The organism is Ruegeria sp. CDSB117, assembly GCF_059611005.1.
The window spans coordinates 26195-42655 of the sequence record NZ_JBXWOS010000027.1; the positions used below are offsets into that span (position 1 = coordinate 26195).

Sequence of the window (16461 nt, forward strand, 5' to 3'; positions counted from 1 at the left end):
AAGCGTTAAAGGGCGCAGCACCGCCCGGGATAGTGAAAATTCTGCACGGTAGAAATGAAAGGTCGCGCCCCGCGCATTGGGGGAAAGGCGACGACGGTTAATTCGGCGAACGATAATTTAGAGCGGCGAATTTGTTCGAATTTTCGAACGAAAAACAGGAAAGGCCGCAATCCATTAGTTTCGTTGGAACTGATCTTAGATATCGACTTCACGGCGCCGGTTATGGCGGGCGTTCCGTCGACACCGCCGCATATTTCGTCGCGGCCCAACACGGCTACGCCAAAGGGCGCGGCACTCCGCGATATACGATGCACGCTGAAGCCCGCGTTGAAGGCGTTTTACTCGCACTGGCAATGCAGGGCCGCAACCCCGAGACGGCAGAGGTCGCAGCAGTCTACGAGAATATCAGGCAAGCTGATATCTCTGGTTGGCTGGATGGCCTTCCCAATCTGGAAAGCATCAAAGACTCAGACTTGTTCGTTGATGAAGCCGGGCACGTCGGCGAAGTGTTTGTGGCTGAGGCAGACGACAACAACGTCACGCTATCGTTCCGCAAGGCGCCCGGATACGGCCTACCGACTGGCAGCATTCGTTGTATCGACGGCAATCGTCTCTACGACATTTGCGCGTTTCAATACCTGAAAAACTAGGAAGCCCGGCGGGGATTACCTCAACCGGGTGGCTGCGCATCCGGTTATCCAAAGTTCTGATCGGCGCCCCGCCCGGCCAAGGCCACCGCATCCGATCATTTCACCGCAGCGCCATACCCCACGACACCGCGCCCGGCGGGTCGATCGGGGGTCGATCAACCGGGCGATAATGAATGAGGCAAGCCATATGGCACTACGCGACCTGATCGAAAAACGATCGAAGATTGCTGCGGAAATGTGCAGCATCAATGATGCCCCTGCTGGTGAAGCGGGCGACCTGAGCGAGTCTCAGGAGACACGGTTCAACGAACTGCGCACAGACCTTGAAGCGGTCGAAAAGCGTATTCAGCGCCAGACCACACTTGACGACGCCGAACGCCGTATGGCGGGCAATCCGGCTGATACCGGCGACAACTTCGCCGCCGAAATCAGATCGAAATACTCGGTCGCACGCGCAATCGCAGGCGCAGCCGGTTTGAGCGCCGGCGACGGCTTTGAACGTGAAGTCGGGCGGGAACTTGCCCGTCGCGAGTCCCGCTCTTTCGAAGGCGTTGCCGTGCCTCTCGAAGCGTTGGCGCCCGAAACGCGTACAGTTGACGGAACTTCCGGCGCCGAATTGATCGGAACCGATCATGCCAACGAAATTGTCGACCGACTGCGCGCTGGTACAGCCGCCAATCGGTTGGGCGTGCGTTTCGTTTCCGGCCTGCGCGGTGATCTGGATATTCCGAAACTCGCTTCGTCTTCGGCTGCGGGCTGGTTCGCTGACGGCGATACAATTGGCGAGTCCGACCCGGGCTTCGACAAGATCAGCATGAAGCCTAAACATCTGGGCGCGCGCACCGCGTTCAGCCGCACCATGCTGCTGCAATCCGTGCCCGCCGTCGAAGGGATCATCCGTGGTGATCTGACTGCCGTTTTGTCCGAAGCACTCGACAAGGCGGTGTTCGTCGGCAGCGGTTCCGGCAATGAGCCGACAGGCATTCACAACCAAACAGGCGTCAACAATTATGAAACCGCTGCATCGGGCGCCATTTCGCAAGTTGACGTTATCGACCTCATTGGAGCGCTGGCGGAAGCGAATTCCGAAGCCAGCGGCTTTGCCATGTCGCCGACGGTCGCGAAGGAATTGCGAAAGCTTCAAGACGCTGACGGCAGGCTGCTGGGCCTTCTGTCGGGCATTGGCCGCAGCGCGACAATGGAAAACCTTCCGGTTGCGACTTCGACCCATCTGCCGGGCATGGCAGCGGGTGACAAAGCAATTACCGCCGGTCGCTTCTCCGATGTGCTTGTCGGCATGTGGGGTGCCCTTGATCTGATGGTTAACCCATACGGCGACGCATACTTCTCGAAAGGCGCCGTAGGTGTGCGGGCGATCATGGCCGCTGACATTGCGGTACGACACCCCGAGTCCTTCGCGACGCTGGCGATCAAAGCCTAAATGACAATGGCGGGGCGCCTCGGGCGCCCCGTGCCTTTTGAGGAATACCGCTATGGAAAGACGCCACGCCGGAAACGGCATTTTATCATCCGGGCGAACGCTTACCGGGATCGCCGTACCCTTCAACACTGAAACCACCGTTGCCGGGCGTCGCGAACGCGTTGCCCCCGGTGCATTCTCTGCGTCTCTCGCCTCTGGGCGTGACGTTCTCGCCCTTGTCAACCATGACGCTGGTAAGCTGCTGGCTCGCACAAAGAGCGGCACGCTGAGGCTATCTGAACGCCCCGACGGTCTTCACTACGAAATCGACTTACCCGACACCCCTCAAGCAGAAGACATTCGCGGTTTAGCTACCGCCGGGTCGCTGGGTGGCGTGTCGATCGGATTTTCGGTCGCTGCCGGGGGCGAACACATTACGCCCGACGGGCTTCGCGAATTGCGGCGGGTGGACTTGATCGAAATTTCGGTCGTGACCGCCTTCCCTGCGTACCCCGGCACTACAACCGATCTGCGCAGCCAAGCCCCACGCCGGGCACGTATTGCGCGCTATCTCGACACCATTTGAGGATTTACGGCATGGGACTTTTAGACCTTCTCACCAAACGCGAAACCCGCGCCGAAGCAGGCAACCCGGCGAACGACGGGTGGACGCCAGCGACCACGAACAAGCCGCACGCCGAAAAGCTGGCGATTGTGCAGGCTTGTGTCGATCTGATTGCCGGGTCTATCGCCAGCCTGCCCGCTGGCGTGAAAGTGGGTGACGAACCCGTCACGGATCACCCGCTTAACCGTCTGATCGTCGAGGGTGTGAACGAAAGCCAAAGCTGGCACGCGTTCGTCGAATTCCTCGTGGCTGAAATCCTCTTGCGGGGAAATGGGGCCGCTCGGATCATGACAGATAGCCAAGGTCAGATTGTTGGCTTAGTTCCGGTTCCTTGGGCGCTTGCCAATCTGGCGCAAACACCGTCAGGTCGGATCGTTCTCGACTACACCGAAGAAACGCTGGCTGGCGGTATGGCCGCGTCTCATCGCTTGTTGGCGGGTGAATACATCCATGTGAAGAACCGGGGGCGATCACGGTTCTATGGCGAAAGCCAGTTGCAACGCGCAGCCGCTTCGATCGACATGGCGACTTCAACCGAGGAATTCGCCAACACGAACTGGCGCAACATGGCGCAGCCTTCCGGTGTTCTGTCTCATGACAAGCTGTTGTCGAAAGACGCTGCCCGCCGCTTGAAAGAAAACTGGGTGACGCGATTTGGTGGCGCAAATCGGGGTATGCCAGCGGTTCTTGAAGAAGGGCTGACCTACACCCCCCTGCCTCTGGTTTCGCCTGTAGACGCCGAACTGTTGGAGTCGCGCAAGTTTAGCGTGCTGGAAATCTGCCGCGCCTTTGGCGTGCCCGGCGTTCTGGTCAACGTGCTTGAGCAATCCAGCTACAACAACATCGAGTCTTTGACCCGACAGTTTGCGACTTTGGCGCTGTCCGCGCATGTATCGCGGATCGAACAGGAAATGGCGCGCGCTTTGTTTACCGCTAACGAACGCGCAAAAGGTTACAGGCTGGATTTGGATATGTCGGGCTTTCTTCGGGCTGATCCTGCGCAGCGTTGGGCCGGTCACAAAATCGCCCTGGACTCACGGGTGCTGACGCCAGAAGAAGTTCGCAAGATCGAAGGTTTCGGCCCAACTGAAGGCAAAACGAATGCGAACGACTCGACTGAACCTTTGGTAGAATGACGTTCGCGAAGCTTTTTCGCCTGCGATTTAATCGAAATTGTTTTTGGTGATTTTTTGGTAGGTCGGCGTTTAGCGACGTCGACTTTTCCGTTTATTACCAATTACTTAAGTGGTGTTGTGGAACGTCACTGATATTGGACTCAATCGACTTCAAAACCTCAACAAATCGGCCGATCACGTCATCCATTTCTGACCCAAACGTCAAGCAATTCTGACCCGGAGCGAGCAGCACCGCCTCATCGGCACTGCTAACGATAGTCGCCGAACCAGCTTACCAAATAACCCATTCCCAGGCTTTAAAGACAAACGCTTTAGTAAGGCGCCTTGGACAACGTCATCAAAAACGCAACTAAGTCTGCAATCTCTTGCTCAGACAAATTCAATTGCGAGAGAATGGCTTCACCGTCGGCGTGCAGCCTTTCCGTATTGATTTTGCTGTAATGTCGGATCACAGCGTTCAGATCCCTTAGGCTGCCGTCATGCATGTAGGGTGCGGTTTCAGCCACCCCGCGCAGGCTGGGCGTGCGGAAGGTTCCAAAATCAGCGTGGCTCCGGCGTACATTTCGAACCGCCCAAGCACCATGCTTATCCGGATCGTCATTCCAGTCGCCGTCCAGTGTATAGGGGCTTGAGAGCAAAAAGTTCAATCCACCAAAACGACCTTCGTCGACCTCGGCTTCATTCAGAAAATATGGTACACCGGCATCGTGGAACTCATTATTGGAAAACCTCGGGCCGTTGTGGCAAAACACGCAATTCCCGTGCCCTAAAAACAGCTGAAGACCTCGCTGGGCTGCTTCGGGGTAGAACGCAGCCGCTGGAAAATCTCGACGCTCTAAGGCATCGCGAAAATCGTCAAACTGCGTCCGGTCGGTAACCAAGTTCTCCAAGTAAGCCGAAAGAGCTTTTGCAGTATTCACCAGAACAAGCTCAGGGCCCTGATTTTGGATGACGCCAAAAATAGCTTCAAAGTCATCAATGTAGGCACTTTCAGAGATTGCTGTTTTTAGGCTTTCGGGGCTGTGCGCCATCTCTTGTTCTTCGATGATCGGATGCAGGCTGGCTGCCCAAAGGTTATCGCTTTTGCCACCCCACCCATACCAGCGGAGTCCGGCCAGGTTCCGCAGTGATGGAGTGTTTCGATCTAACAGCACACGGCCGAGCGCCCGCGCCTCTGGAGTTGTAAATGCCTGTTCCGGATCATGACAACTTGCGCAAGAAAATGCACCGTCGGAGGACAACACCGGATTGTTGAATAAGGCCTCTCCAAGCGCGATCGCTCTGGCATTGTTCGAAACTCTATTGCTTGGGTCCGAATGGAAGGATGGTGGCCAAGGCCCAAAGGAAAGCGTTTGTTCAATTTCGTCTGCAGACAACAAGACCTCTGCACGCACTGCACCTGTCAGGGCTATTAGCGCAGCTGTAAACCACAGCTTCATTTCAGCGTAATTTCTGACGAGTAGAAAACTGATTGGTCATTGATGTCGACATCGACCTGCAACTCCCACAAACCCGGCATGTGAAACAGCATATCATCAACACGGAACGCTCCGCCGCCCAATGCGCTAACTTTGGGGGTATAGTTCATACCGTGTCGATGAGCGGGCATGATTGCATCCACACGCATTTGGCCCACGGCAGTTTCACTACAAATAGAAACCAGTACGGAAAACGGTTGAGCCAACGGAATTTCATCGACGGACAGATAAACCTCGGGTGCGTTTTGAACTTCCGAAATCATACGTTGCCCAGTTACGTCACAAGCAAAAGCCGTGCTGGACCAAATCATAAACCAGACAGCGCTGCGGATCATTCTGATGCCAGCAAACGTTCTGCGTTGGCATAGGCGATGTTGTCCGCAATCTGGTCCGGCAGCAAATCCAGCCATTCACGCGAAAAATCTGCGTGGGGGCCGACATAGTACCAGCGTTCCGGCGCAAATGTATCCGTACCGACCATAAACCGATCGGGATGGGCTTCGAATGCAGCCTTCCAATTCGGGTCGATACTGCCTCGTGAGACCATGTCTGAACGAAATGCCAGGTCGGCCCAAAGCCTAGGATACGTGTCCAGCGCGTCAACAACGCTCGCTGGATCATCAAAGCCAGAGTGCGCCCACAATACCCTTGCCTCCGGCCAGGTTTCGAAGATCAGGTCAACTGCCTCTCGATCGCCGTGGTGGTGTAGAATGAGATTCCGCTCTTTCGCCAGTGCAATCATGCGCTGGATGACCGGCGTCTTAATGTCATCTCCGTAAGCGTGAAACTCGCCGATGGCTTCGTAGTCGTTCTTGGCTAGATTTGCTTCCAGATAGTCGATTACAGTTTCATCATGCATCCAGGTGTTGATTTCACCGCGGCGACGGTAAGGGCGCAGTGCAGGAACAACGATATCTGGTGCTGCGGCCAACAATAGTTGAGTGCCATTGTCATCCGAGCTGGAGACCAGGGCTTTACGGACGCCCGCGTCCCGAAGGATTTTGGCCACCTGTTCGGGACGAACCAGTTTGACGGCATCGTGGCTGTAATGAATATGCGCGTCAAAGATCGGGCGCTCTTCTGCGATGGCGGTACTGCAAAACAGCGCGGCACCTAAAATGAAGATATGTTTCAGCACCTCAAGCCTCCTCAATATCGTTCAGGATCTGGCAAGCTTCACATCGAATTTCACGTGCAAGAAAGGTTCAGTGATCTTACCAGAAAGCTCCATGCCATCCGGAAATTCCGAAACTGGCCTTTCGGCATAGGTCATCACCAGATCATCCCGAACACCAAAGACCGTATCTTGATCCAAATAAGGATCGTCGTCGGGGAAAATCTCAGTCACCAAAGATCGATAACCAGGAGCTTTGACGATATAGTGCAGGTGCGAAGGTCGCCAGGGATGGCGGCCGCAGGCGCGCAGGATGTCTCCGACAGGCCCGTCTGACGGTACCGTGTATTCAACTGGCTTGACGGTCGTGAATGCATACTTACCGTCGTCACCCGTGGTCATCAGGCCGTGAAAAGAAAAGGTGTCCTGTTCTTCGTCCTGACTTGCATACATTCCATTCGGTGCGGTTTGCCAGATATCCAGTTCTGCACCGGAAATCGGATTGCCATCGGTATCCCGGATCACGCCTTCAGCAAGCAGCACAGGTCCACCGTAGTGGCGCTTCATATCCCCGCCGAATGGCAGAGGCGGCGCGCCAGAGACATGAAAAGGGCCAAGCACTGATGAACTTGTTGCATCAGAACTAGAATGCAACATGTCCACCAATGACGAAAGGCCCAGCACATCCGAGGCGAGCACGAATTCATGCCTGTCCTCGGTTTCCACCGCAGCGCAGCCCTCCAGAAATGCAATCCCGGCGCGCCATTCGTCATGTGTCAGGTTGGTTTCCCGCGCGAAATCGTGGAGGTGTTTGACCAGAGACCCGATGATCTCTCGCATCCGCGGATCGGTGTCCTTGGACAGGTATCCCATGAACACGTCGGTGATATTGTCTTTGGTGACAGAGCGCATCTGGGCCTCCTTAAATCAGGGCAAGGCTGAGGATCGGGAACTCGATCAGAATAAACAGAACGATCAGCATCACGAACGCAAAGGGAAGCGCGCCCATGAACACGTCTTTGAGTGATATCCGGTCATCATTGATCGTCGATTTGATGACGAAGCAAGATATGCCCAAAGGCGGGGTCAATAGTCCGATTTCGGCTCCGACTACGGTGACGATCCCAAACCAGATCAACGACATGTCCAACGCTTCGGCCATGGGCAGGAACAGCGGGACGACGATCAGAATGATGGACGCCGTATCGAGCAAAGTTCCCAGAAAAAGCATCAAGAAGACGTAGAGCAGCATGATCGACCAAAAGGACGCTGAATTCCCCGCAAGTAAGTCCTGCAACTGATTGGGCAGCCCGGCCAGTCCCAGCATGCGGCTGTAAATCGAAGCTGCTGTAATCAGGAACAAGATCGCCGCTGTAATATGACCGGTTTCCAGCAACGCGTCCCAGAACGCTCTTGGTGTCATAGACTTGCGTACGACTGCGATCACAAGCGCAACCAGTGCCCCGGCGGCACCCGCCTCGACAGCGGTTAGCCATCCTGTGTAAATGCCACCGAGCACTACCGTGATAATGAACAATGTGGGAAGGGTCTTGGATGCGATCTCGCGCCCGGACATCCATTCGGTGTCTTCGACGACCCGGCCGCCCACAAATGCAGGGGTGAAACGGCCCATAAACCAGATCGCACCCACATAAGCTATCGCCAGCATGATCCCCGGAATGACCCCTGCCAGGAACATGTCCCCCACGGATTGTTCAGCAACAAAGGAGTAAATGATCAACATGGCCGATGGTGGGATGATCATACCCAAAACCGAAGACCCAGCTACCACGCCAACAGCAAAGCGTGGGTTGTAATCCTGCGCCATCATTTGCGGGACCGAGACCTTGGTAAACACGGATGCAGACGCAATGGACGACCCGGTAACGGCCGCAAACACGGCGTTGGCTCCGACGGTCGCCATTCCGATACCGCCTTTAACCTTGCGAAATCGCATGGTCATGACCTCGTAAATATCCCTGCCTAGTCCCGCTTTTGAGACGATAAGCCCCATAAAGGTAAACAGTGGGATGGTCGCGAAACTGTATTCCATCGCGCTGTCGCCTACCGCAACCTTCAGCAGGTTGAGCGCAAGCGTGAAGTTGTCTCGCATCAGCCAGATCGACACGAAGGAGACTACGCCCAAAGCAATCGGAATGTAGACGCCTGCGTAGATCAAAAAGACGATGGCAACGACCGAGACCAGGCCAATCTCAATCGGCGTCATTCTGCGGCCTCGTCATGTTCAGGGGTGCGAATAAGTTGCGGACGGTCCTGCGCCGTGACGACCTTGAGCAGGAAGATCACGCAGGCAAGCGCAGTACCGCACGCGATGACCAGTTTGACCGGCCACCATGGCAATGTGAAAAGACCGGGTACTCCGAAGTAGTCCTGTGTCTCCCACATATGAAGAAATTCTGGGAAGGTCACATACGCAATCAAGGCCATAAAGATTGCCGATATGGCGTTGATGATGCGCCTCAGGCTGGCTGTCAGACCCGGGCGGCGATGGTGCAACAGGTTCAGGAACCCGTCTGAGCGCGTCAGCCGATCCACTCTGACGACGTCGGCCAACTGTAGAAAGACGATCATCACGACCGAAAACTGCACCATCTCATAAGTGCCACGCAAAGGGGCTGAAAACAGGCCACGCGCAATGACATCGACATTCAGAATGACCACCAACGCAAGGACGACGAGCGTACCCAAGGCGTTGGCGGCGATTGCGAGCGAATTGGCGACCCGCGACAGGCCTGCAACTGCGGTCTTCAGCATGAAAGGCCCCTTTCGTGGATCGCCAGACAGTTATTCAGCCGTCCAGTCACGCACTCCGGTGAAACCGGCGTCTTGAAGCTTGCCAAGGTAGGCAGCCAGCATTTCAGTTCCTTGTTCGCCGTTGTCATTCAGCGTCGCGGCCCATTCCTGCGCGACATTCGGCATGGCGTTTGCCCAAGCGGCACGGTCTTCGTCCGAAACCTCAACGATTGTTCCACCCGCTTCAACATACGCATCCCGCGAAGCAGCGGCGCGGTCCATCGCGATGCCGGCGACATGGTCACGGTAATCGATGGCAACCGCCGTCAACACCTCTTTGACTTCGTCCGGCAGGCTTGCCCAATAGTCTGCATTAACCGTGATGGTTTTTGAGTTCACAGCACCCAGATCGGCCTTGAGCATATACGGGGCAACTTCAGCGATCTTGAACGTCTTCGCAGCTTCGGGCCACAGCATTCCACAATCAACCAGACCCGTCTGAAGCATGTTGTAGAAATCGGTCAGCCCACCGCGCACACCTGCCGCATCCTTGATGCCTTCGAGATACCGTAAGTTAAGGCCGGCACCGGCAATCTTGCGACCCTCAAGGTCCGAAACGGAAGCAACCGGTTCCGTGCAGAAAATCTGATACGTGTCCAGAACAACACCTGTGGCCAGATACACTTGGTTCTGTGCGGCAAACTCGTTTTGCATCGCCGGGTATTCGCGTGCGATTTCATCTACGGCCTTGGCCACGGCACGGGAATCCGATGCCACAAAGGGTGTCGATCCCGAAATACCCTGGCTGGGCAGCTTCGAGGAATGGAAGATCGTTGTCACGATACCAATGTCACCAAGGCCCAGCTGGATCCCTTCCAGAACGCCTTTCGGCTTTACGATTGAACCGCCATAGTTCTCCTGCCAGTTCATCTTGTAGTTGCCGGCGTCGACCAGTCGTTTGTCCACCTCCGGAATGAAGAAGTTGGTGAACTCCTTCACCCATAATGCCCGGTCTGGGTAGCCATCGATGACAACGGCAGAAATAGTTTCCTCTGCTGCGGCGGGCAGCGCCATGACGCTTGCCAGAGCAGCTCCGATAAGGCTGCGTTTGGTCCAGATTTTCATTTCTCTCCTCCCAGAAAGTCGGGCCTTTTGTCTTTATTGGTTTGTTTTGACCCAGTTGACGGTCAGGTCCGTGCCTGCCGCTTCAAACAGTTTTGCGATGGCGCAATACTTGGCTGTCTCCTCGCCCACGCGTGTCAGCTCCTCCTGACTGGCGGGCGTCTCACAATTCACGGTGAGTTCGATTTCCGGAAACGGAACATCGATCTCCTCCTCCATCAGCACACCACGCCGGTCCAACCTGCATTTCGCGTCGATTGTCACGGTGCCGAGTTCAACTCCCAACCGATGTGCGTTCTTGTGCCCGATGACATTTGTACAGGCGATCAGGGCTGCCATTGCGGTTTCGGTCGGAGACGGACCAAGATTTGTCCCGCCGCGTTCGACGGGTTCATCGACAACAACATCAAGATCGCGAATTGGTATTTCAGTCCGCGCATGAGTCGGGCACTGAGCTGTCGTGCGGTAAGTCACGACGGGTTTCACTTTCATAGCCACAGCGTCACTTCCTCAGGCATAAGAGCAAACCTTTTCGAATGGAAAACGTGGAAGCTTCTGGAACAATCCGGTCTCGTCCGCGTAGCCCAGATTGCAAAGAAAATTGGACTTGAGCGTCGTGCCCGCGAAGAACTCCTCATCGACGATCTTGTTCGAAAAACCTGACATGGCGCCGACGTCCAACCCGACCGCCCGGGCCGCAATCATGAAGTAAGCGCCCTGAAGCGTGCCATTTCGAAAGGCCGTGTCTGCCACGTAGTCGGGCTTGCTTTTGAACAATGACCGACGATCTTCGTGCGGGAAAAGAAAGGGCAGTTCCTTCCAGAAGTCCATGTCATAGGCAATGATCGCCGTGACCGGAGCATCCATCATTTTTGGCACATTCTTCGGCTTTAAAGACCTTGCAAGCCGCTCTTTCCCTTCGGGACTTTTCACGAAAACGAAGCGCGCGGGCAACGTATTCATGCTGGTCGCGCCGTTGATCGTGATGTCGTAGATCTCCTCAAGTAGGTCGTCGGAAACAGGCTTGTCGGTCCACGCGTAGTGCGATCTGGATTCGCGCAGGATCAAGGCAATCGCGTCATCCGACAAACGTGGAATGCGATCGCGCAGATCGCGATGATCCTGCTGCGCCTTGGCGCGAAGTGCCTCCAGCTCTGCCCCGGTTGGTGCGCTCATGCTGCGGCGACCTTTGACTTGGAGTCCTTTTCGTCGATGATCGGGCTAGCGCAGATTCCGATGCCTTCAATTTCGACTTCGACGGTTTCACCCGGCCTCAGCCAACGTGGATTGGGCTTTTTGGCGTGACCGACACCCGGTGGTGTGCCCAACGCAATCAAGTCTCCGGGCTCCAGAGTGGTGTATTCCGAAATCGTCGCAATGACCTGACGAACGCCCCAGATCATGTTGGCGGTGTTCGAGCTTTGTAGGATTTCATCGCCCACGCGGCTTTCGATCTTCAGACCGGACGCCCCTTCGGGCAGTTCGTCCGGCGTTACGGTGAAAGGACCGATCGCTCCCGTATCATCGAAGTTTTTGCCAGGCGTCCATTGAACGGTTTTGCGCTGATAGTCCCGCAGCGAGCCATCGTTGAATACAGTGTAGCCAAAGACATAATCCAGTGCGTCCTGCTCCGAGATATGGCGTCCGCGCTTTCCAACGATCAGCATAAGTTCGGCTTCGTAGTCGAGCTTCTCGGAACAGGCAGGCCGCACCATGGGTTGCCCCGCCGCCATGATCGAGTTCTTCCCGCGCATGAACAGCGTCGGATACTCCGGAATATCATACCCGCCTTCCTTGATGTGGTCCGTGTAGTTCAACCCCATGCAAATGATCGTTCCTGGAGCGACCACCGGCAATGCTGGCTTGATAGACGACACAGGCACACTGTCTGCGGCGGCGATTTGGTCAGACAGTGAGTCGGCCAGCTCAGGCTTGGCTATTAAACCCATCAGATCGGAACCGACGGTAGCGTCCAAAGCCGTTAAATTCACTGCGTTTTCACCGTTCACAGCAAAGACCGCAGTGCCTTCCGAGGTTTCTCCCACCAGGTATTTCATTTTCACCATCCATGTCAGTTCGCTTGATTTTTGCCGACTATTTTGCAATATGTCAAATAATATCGATATTTTGGAGATCCGCGATGGTTGCTTGGGCAGATTACAAATCAGAAGCGAAAAGCCGAGGCGCACTGGCACTGGAGCTTTATGTTGCACTCAGCACACCGACCAAAGCGCCAGAAGACGTAAAAGCATCCCTTCCGGATCACTTGGCATATCAGGCGGATCTTGAACGCGCGGGAAAGTTGGCTTTTGCTGGGCCGATGTCGGATGAAACCGGCGAGCATATGCAAGGGGTTGGCCTGATCATCTATCGCGCCGACAGTCTTGAGGCCGCGCGGAAGCTAGCCGAAGACGATCCTATGCACAAAAGCGGGGCGCGCAGCTTTGTACTTCGGCGCTGGATGATAAACGAAGGTTCGCTGAACCTTTCAGTTGGTCTATCGACTGGCACGAGTGCCCTCAGTTAAGAGCACTCAAGAGATTTTGCCGCCAAAAAGGAACATTCGGATATGGACGCCATGCTTGATACCGAGGGCAAAGAGACATCCGCCACTCATGGCGCGTATCGAAGGCTGCGCGAAATGATCCTGACCGGCGAATTGCCGCCCGGACAAAAGCTCAAGATCGAGCAGCTCCGCGGGCTTTTGGACACTGGCGCTAGTCCGGTTCGTGAAGCGCTGAGCCTTTTGACCTCGGACATGTTGGTTGAACGGATTGACCAGCGCGGGTTTAGGGCTGCGCCCGTGAGCAAGAGTAACTTCGAGGAAATCCTGCTGCTGCGATGCAACCTCGAGGAAACCGCGTTGCGCGCCTCCATCGCCAACGCGGATGCCGCATGGGAGGATCGGCTTGTTTTGCGTCACCACCATATGAAAAAGGCTGGCCAAAATGGGGCACACGACTTTGAAGACGCTCATAAAGCGTTTCACATGGCTTTGTTGGACAATTCGAAACTGCCGTTGCTGCTGCGGTATTGTTCGCAGCTCTACGACCTGAACATTCGCTACCGCTATCTGGCAGCCGGCGGGTCAAGCTACAAGAGGCGAGACATCGCCGCCGAACATCAGCAGATTCTGGACGCCGCATTAGATCATGACGCAGACAGTGCGACTAAGCACTTGATCGATCACTACCGTCGAACGGGTGAGTACCTGAGCAGCCAGATGGATTCCTGAAATGCAACGGAATTGGTTTCTGGGCGATCTATTAAACCAATTGCTGGACCGTCCTGACAAAAGGCGTGGCAAGGATGACAAACGATCCATTGCTGAACTTTGCGAAGCGCTTTTGTCCACAGAAGGTGAGGTATCGGGCTTCACGCTCGCGTCCACCATACTTGACCGCTACCAGACCCTGGATGACGCGGGAAAACTGGACTTTTTTGTCTACTTGAATGACCAGCTTGAGTTAGACGCAGAAAAACTCGCTGACACGGCGCGCCTCTATGCCAATGATCGAAGTGTCGATCTGTATCAAAAGCTTAGTGAATCCGCAGAACCCAGGCGGCAAGAGTTATTGCGTCGGCTGAACCAGCCGTCTGGTGCGACGCAAGAACTTGTGGCTATGCGCGTTGATCTACTGCGATTTCTCAAATCTGATGCCGAACTCAAGCGAACCGATATTGATTTTGTCCATTTGTTGAGAAGCTGGTTCAATCGAGGCTTTCTTGTTCTCAAGCAAATCAGCTGGGATACGCCTGCCCGCGTTCTGGACAAGATCGTCGCCTATGAGGCGGTTCACCAGATCAACGATCTGGACGACTTGAGGCGCAGGCTCTACCCACCTGACCGCCGTTGTTTTGCGTTCTTCCACCCTTCGATGCCCGATGAGCCGCTGATATTTGTCGAGGTGGCCCTTACAACTGAAATCCCGGGCGCGATCGATACGCTTTTGTCTGAAGCTCGAGAACCGATCGAAGCCGAGCAGGCAAAGGTCGCGGCGTTCTATTCCATTTCAAACTGCCAAAAGGGCTTGGCGGGCATCAGCTTTGGGAATCTACTGATAAAGCAGGTTGTGACCGAGCTTTCGCGGGAGCTTCGCGGGCTTGATACCTTTGTGACATTATCGCCGATACCGGGGCTACACCGGTGGCTGGCTGGTGAAACAGACAGCCCGGAACACGGGCATGCCGCCGAGGCCGTGCTTGCAGAAACAGCAACACCGCAGGACGTACGCGCGATGGCCGCCCGGTACTTGATGTTCGCCAAGCGCGAAGATGGAATGCCGCTTGACCCTGTGGCGCGCTTTCACTTGGGAAATGGTGCCGAGCTTCATGACCTGCATGCCCAGGCAGATCAGTCGCCAAACGGACGCGCCCAGTCCGGAGGTGCGATGGTCAATTACCTTTACGATTTGAACAAAACAGAACGTTACCACGAAGAATTCGCGACACGTGCCACGATCCAAGCCTCGCGTTCAATTCGCGCGGCTTCAACTGCGACGCTTGCGGTAAAGCCTAGGGAAAATACAGCGTGACTAATACACTTTACGACAGTTTGTTTGCCCGCCACGAGGGCAACACGGCTCCATTCCTTCAACTCGATAATGGCCAGGTGGTCACTTATGATGAGTTTCTGCAGCGCACCGCGCAAATCGCGCATGTCTTGCAGAACAGCGGAGTTTCCCCTGGCAGTCGCATCGTTGTGCAAGCGCCCAAGCAGGCCGACACGATTGCGCTCTATGCCGCTTCGGTTCAGGCAGGTGCTGTCTACCTGCCCCTAAACACTGCCTATACCATGGCAGAGTTGGACTATTTCATCTCTGATGCGCAACCTGCGTTAATCGTTTGCGACAGCCACGACAAAGTTGAATTCGAACAATTGGCGACCCGGTCTGGTGCAAAGCTGCTGACCTTGGGCGGCGAAAATCCAAGCTTGAGCCGCGAAGCGGACGCACAGCCTTGTGTATTCGAAACTGTGGATCGCGCGCCGGACGACCTCGCGGCGCTTCTTTACACATCAGGTACCACGGGCCGGTCCAAGGGCGCGATGCTCAGCCACCGAAACCTGCTTTCCAATGCCCAAGCCCTTGCGGATTTGTGGGGTATCACCGACGCTGATCGCTTGATTCACGCGTTGCCCATCTTTCACACGCACGGGCTTTTCGTGGCGATGAACACATCACTACTCGCCGGTTCCAAAGTGCGGCTGATGGAAAAATTCGACACTGGTATGATCTTGGAGGAATTGCCCCACTCGACCCTTCTGATGGGTGTCCCCACTTTCTATGCCCGATTGCTGGCGGATGACGGCTTCACCGACGAGATCACAGAGAACATGCGTCTATTCATATCTGGTTCGGCCCCATTGCTAGCCGAGACCCACCTAGCGTTCGAAACGCGCACCGGCCACCGCATCCTTGAGCGCTATGGAATGACCGAGACGAACATGAACACCTCGAACCCCTATGACGGTGAACGTCGCGCAGGAACTGTCGGCTTGGCGCTTCCCGGCACCGAGCTGATCGTTACCAATCCTGAAACTGGAGAACCGCTGCCCCGGGGCGAGGTTGGAATGATCGAAGTACGAGGGCCCAATGTGTTCCAAGGCTATTGGCAAATGCCCGAGAAAACCGCCGAAGAGCTACGGGAAAACGGGTTCTTCATCACCGGTGATCTGGGTCAATGCAGCGAGGATGGTTATCTGTCGATTGTTGGTCGGTCAAAAGACCTGATCATAACTGGTGGTTACAATGTCTACCCCAAAGAAATTGAAGACGTCTTGAACGACATCGACGGCATCCTGGAATCGGCAGTTTTTGGCATTCCCGACACCGAATTTGGAGAAGCAATTATTGCTGCTTTGGTTGCCGAGCCTGGAGCACAGCTTCAGGTGGAACAGATCGACTCGATCATCAGAAACAAGCTTTCGCGATTCAAACATCCGCGCCGCTACGAACTCGTCCAAGAGTTGCCACGAAACACAATGGGAAAGGTCCAAAAGAACGTACTGCGCGATCAGCGCACAGAAAAGGAAACCGCGTCGGCAATGTCCTAGCAGACCTGCCTTAAGCCTCAAACAAACCATGACCCTTTGATCTGACAACCGCTCACTTCGAACTGCCTATTCATAAGGAGATTCACTATGACCCGTATGACGGCAAA

18 protein-coding genes are annotated in these 16461 nt (G+C 55.3%); 8 read left to right on the forward strand and 10 right to left on the reverse strand.

Annotated features, from left to right (window positions below):
- Positions 1 to 131 precede the first annotated feature (131 nt).
- From AC2FJC_RS21135 to AC2FJC_RS21150, 4 genes are all read left to right on the forward strand, one after another.
- Positions 132 to 650: a hypothetical protein gene (locus tag AC2FJC_RS21135; RefSeq protein ID WP_496741406.1), complete on the forward strand. Its 519-nt coding sequence runs from the start codon at positions 132 to 134 to the stop codon at positions 648 to 650.
- A gap of 187 nt (positions 651 to 837) precedes the next feature.
- On the forward strand, positions 838 to 2091 hold the full coding sequence (locus AC2FJC_RS21140) for a phage major capsid protein (protein WP_496741408.1): 1254 nt from the start codon (positions 838 to 840) through the stop codon (positions 2089 to 2091).
- Between the two features lie 52 nt (positions 2092 to 2143).
- The gene (locus tag AC2FJC_RS21145) at positions 2144 to 2656 is read left to right on the forward strand and encodes an HK97 family phage prohead protease (protein WP_496741410.1); all 513 of its coding nucleotides are present in this window, start codon (positions 2144 to 2146) and stop codon (positions 2654 to 2656) included.
- A gap of 11 nt (positions 2657 to 2667) precedes the next feature.
- The gene (locus AC2FJC_RS21150) at positions 2668 to 3831 is read left to right on the forward strand and encodes a phage portal protein (protein ID WP_496741412.1); all 1164 of its coding nucleotides are present in this window, start codon (positions 2668 to 2670) and stop codon (positions 3829 to 3831) included.
- Between the two features lie 311 nt (positions 3832 to 4142).
- Here the strand turns inward: AC2FJC_RS21150 and AC2FJC_RS21155 are convergent, their stop codons facing one another.
- From AC2FJC_RS21155 to AC2FJC_RS21200, 10 genes are read right to left on the reverse strand one after another with little or no spacing between them, the layout of a single operon-like run.
- The gene (locus AC2FJC_RS21155) at positions 4143 to 5270 is read right to left on the reverse strand and encodes a cytochrome-c peroxidase (RefSeq protein ID WP_496741414.1); all 1128 of its coding nucleotides are present in this window, start codon (positions 5268 to 5270) and stop codon (positions 4143 to 4145) included.
- Positions 5267 to 5644 (reverse strand): hypothetical protein, encoded by a 378-nt coding sequence (locus AC2FJC_RS21160; RefSeq protein WP_496741416.1) that lies wholly within the window; start codon positions 5642 to 5644, stop codon positions 5267 to 5269. Before AC2FJC_RS21160 ends, AC2FJC_RS21155 begins: the two co-directional genes overlap by 4 nt.
- Positions 5641 to 6447, reverse strand: a complete 807-nt coding sequence (locus AC2FJC_RS21165) for an amidohydrolase family protein (protein ID WP_496741418.1) — start codon at positions 6445 to 6447, stop codon at positions 5641 to 5643. Before AC2FJC_RS21165 ends, AC2FJC_RS21160 begins: the two co-directional genes overlap by 4 nt.
- A gap of 21 nt (positions 6448 to 6468) precedes the next feature.
- Positions 6469 to 7335, reverse strand: coding sequence for a dioxygenase family protein (locus AC2FJC_RS21170; RefSeq protein ID WP_496725674.1), 867 nt, complete (start codon positions 7333 to 7335; stop codon positions 6469 to 6471).
- Positions 7336 to 7345: 10 nt separating this feature from the next.
- Positions 7346 to 8650 carry a TRAP transporter large permease gene (locus AC2FJC_RS21175; protein WP_496741420.1) on the reverse strand — a complete coding sequence of 435 codons (1305 nt, stop codon included), beginning with the start codon at positions 8648 to 8650 and terminating at the stop codon, positions 7346 to 7348.
- The gene (locus tag AC2FJC_RS21180) at positions 8647 to 9198 is read right to left on the reverse strand and encodes a TRAP transporter small permease subunit (protein ID WP_496741422.1); all 552 of its coding nucleotides are present in this window, start codon (positions 9196 to 9198) and stop codon (positions 8647 to 8649) included. The genes AC2FJC_RS21175 and AC2FJC_RS21180 overlap by 4 nt, the downstream gene beginning before the upstream one ends.
- A gap of 30 nt (positions 9199 to 9228) precedes the next feature.
- Positions 9229 to 10302, reverse strand: a complete 1074-nt coding sequence (locus AC2FJC_RS21185) for a C4-dicarboxylate TRAP transporter substrate-binding protein (RefSeq protein ID WP_496741424.1) — start codon at positions 10300 to 10302, stop codon at positions 9229 to 9231.
- A 33-nt stretch (positions 10303 to 10335) separates the two neighbouring features.
- A complete protein-coding gene (locus AC2FJC_RS21190; RefSeq protein ID WP_496741436.1) occupies positions 10336 to 10791 on the reverse strand; it encodes an OsmC family protein in 456 nt (151 codons plus the stop codon).
- An 18-nt stretch (positions 10792 to 10809) separates the two neighbouring features.
- Positions 10810 to 11475 carry a malonic semialdehyde reductase gene (locus tag AC2FJC_RS21195; protein WP_496741426.1) on the reverse strand — a complete coding sequence of 222 codons (666 nt, stop codon included), beginning with the start codon at positions 11473 to 11475 and terminating at the stop codon, positions 10810 to 10812.
- Positions 11472 to 12356, reverse strand: coding sequence for a fumarylacetoacetate hydrolase family protein (locus AC2FJC_RS21200; protein ID WP_496741428.1), 885 nt, complete (start codon positions 12354 to 12356; stop codon positions 11472 to 11474). Before AC2FJC_RS21200 ends, AC2FJC_RS21195 begins: the two co-directional genes overlap by 4 nt.
- An 83-nt stretch (positions 12357 to 12439) precedes the next feature.
- Here AC2FJC_RS21200 and AC2FJC_RS21205 point away from each other — a divergent pair, with 83 nt between their 5' ends.
- The 4 genes from AC2FJC_RS21205 to AC2FJC_RS21220 are packed head-to-tail and all read left to right on the forward strand — an operon-like array spanning position 12440 to position 16354.
- A complete protein-coding gene (locus tag AC2FJC_RS21205; protein ID WP_299641875.1) occupies positions 12440 to 12826 on the forward strand; it encodes a YciI family protein in 387 nt (128 codons plus the stop codon).
- A gap of 42 nt (positions 12827 to 12868) precedes the next feature.
- On the forward strand, positions 12869 to 13534 hold the full coding sequence (locus AC2FJC_RS21210; protein WP_496741430.1) for a GntR family transcriptional regulator: 666 nt from the start codon (positions 12869 to 12871) through the stop codon (positions 13532 to 13534).
- Between the two features lies 1 nt (position 13535).
- Positions 13536 to 14834 carry a malonyl-CoA decarboxylase gene (locus tag AC2FJC_RS21215; RefSeq protein ID WP_496741432.1) on the forward strand — a complete coding sequence of 433 codons (1299 nt, stop codon included), beginning with the start codon at positions 13536 to 13538 and terminating at the stop codon, positions 14832 to 14834.
- Positions 14831 to 16354 carry a malonate--CoA ligase gene (locus AC2FJC_RS21220; protein ID WP_496741434.1) on the forward strand — a complete coding sequence of 508 codons (1524 nt, stop codon included), beginning with the start codon at positions 14831 to 14833 and terminating at the stop codon, positions 16352 to 16354. The genes AC2FJC_RS21215 and AC2FJC_RS21220 overlap by 4 nt, the downstream gene beginning before the upstream one ends.
- Positions 16355 to 16461: the final 107 nt, after the last annotated feature.

Coding starts and splice junctions, on each gene's coding strand:
- AC2FJC_RS21190 (WP_496741436.1), bottom strand. CDS start 10,791: ATGAAAGTGAAACCCGTCGTGACTTACCGCACGACAGCTCAGTGCCCG.
- AC2FJC_RS21155 (WP_496741414.1), bottom strand. CDS start 5,270: ATGAAGCTGTGGTTTACAGCTGCGCTAATAGCCCTGACAGGTGCAGTG.
- AC2FJC_RS21200 (WP_496741428.1), bottom strand. CDS start 12,356: ATGAAATACCTGGTGGGAGAAACCTCGGAAGGCACTGCGGTCTTTGCT.
- AC2FJC_RS21185 (WP_496741424.1), bottom strand. CDS start 10,302: ATGAAAATCTGGACCAAACGCAGCCTTATCGGAGCTGCTCTGGCAAGC.
- AC2FJC_RS21140 (WP_496741408.1), top strand. CDS start 838: ATGGCACTACGCGACCTGATCGAAAAACGATCGAAGATTGCTGCGGAA.
- AC2FJC_RS21175 (WP_496741420.1), bottom strand. CDS start 8,650: ATGACGCCGATTGAGATTGGCCTGGTCTCGGTCGTTGCCATCGTCTTT.
- AC2FJC_RS21210 (WP_496741430.1), top strand. CDS start 12,869: ATGGACGCCATGCTTGATACCGAGGGCAAAGAGACATCCGCCACTCAT.
- AC2FJC_RS21180 (WP_496741422.1), bottom strand. CDS start 9,198: ATGCTGAAGACCGCAGTTGCAGGCCTGTCGCGGGTCGCCAATTCGCTC.
- AC2FJC_RS21145 (WP_496741410.1), top strand. CDS start 2,144: ATGGAAAGACGCCACGCCGGAAACGGCATTTTATCATCCGGGCGAACG.
- AC2FJC_RS21150 (WP_496741412.1), top strand. CDS start 2,668: ATGGGACTTTTAGACCTTCTCACCAAACGCGAAACCCGCGCCGAAGCA.
- AC2FJC_RS21195 (WP_496741426.1), bottom strand. CDS start 11,475: ATGAGCGCACCAACCGGGGCAGAGCTGGAGGCACTTCGCGCCAAGGCG.
- AC2FJC_RS21205 (WP_299641875.1), top strand. CDS start 12,440: ATGGTTGCTTGGGCAGATTACAAATCAGAAGCGAAAAGCCGAGGCGCA.
- AC2FJC_RS21160 (WP_496741416.1), bottom strand. CDS start 5,644: ATGATCCGCAGCGCTGTCTGGTTTATGATTTGGTCCAGCACGGCTTTT.
- AC2FJC_RS21170 (WP_496725674.1), bottom strand. CDS start 7,335: ATGCGCTCTGTCACCAAAGACAATATCACCGACGTGTTCATGGGATAC.
- AC2FJC_RS21215 (WP_496741432.1), top strand. CDS start 13,536: ATGCAACGGAATTGGTTTCTGGGCGATCTATTAAACCAATTGCTGGAC.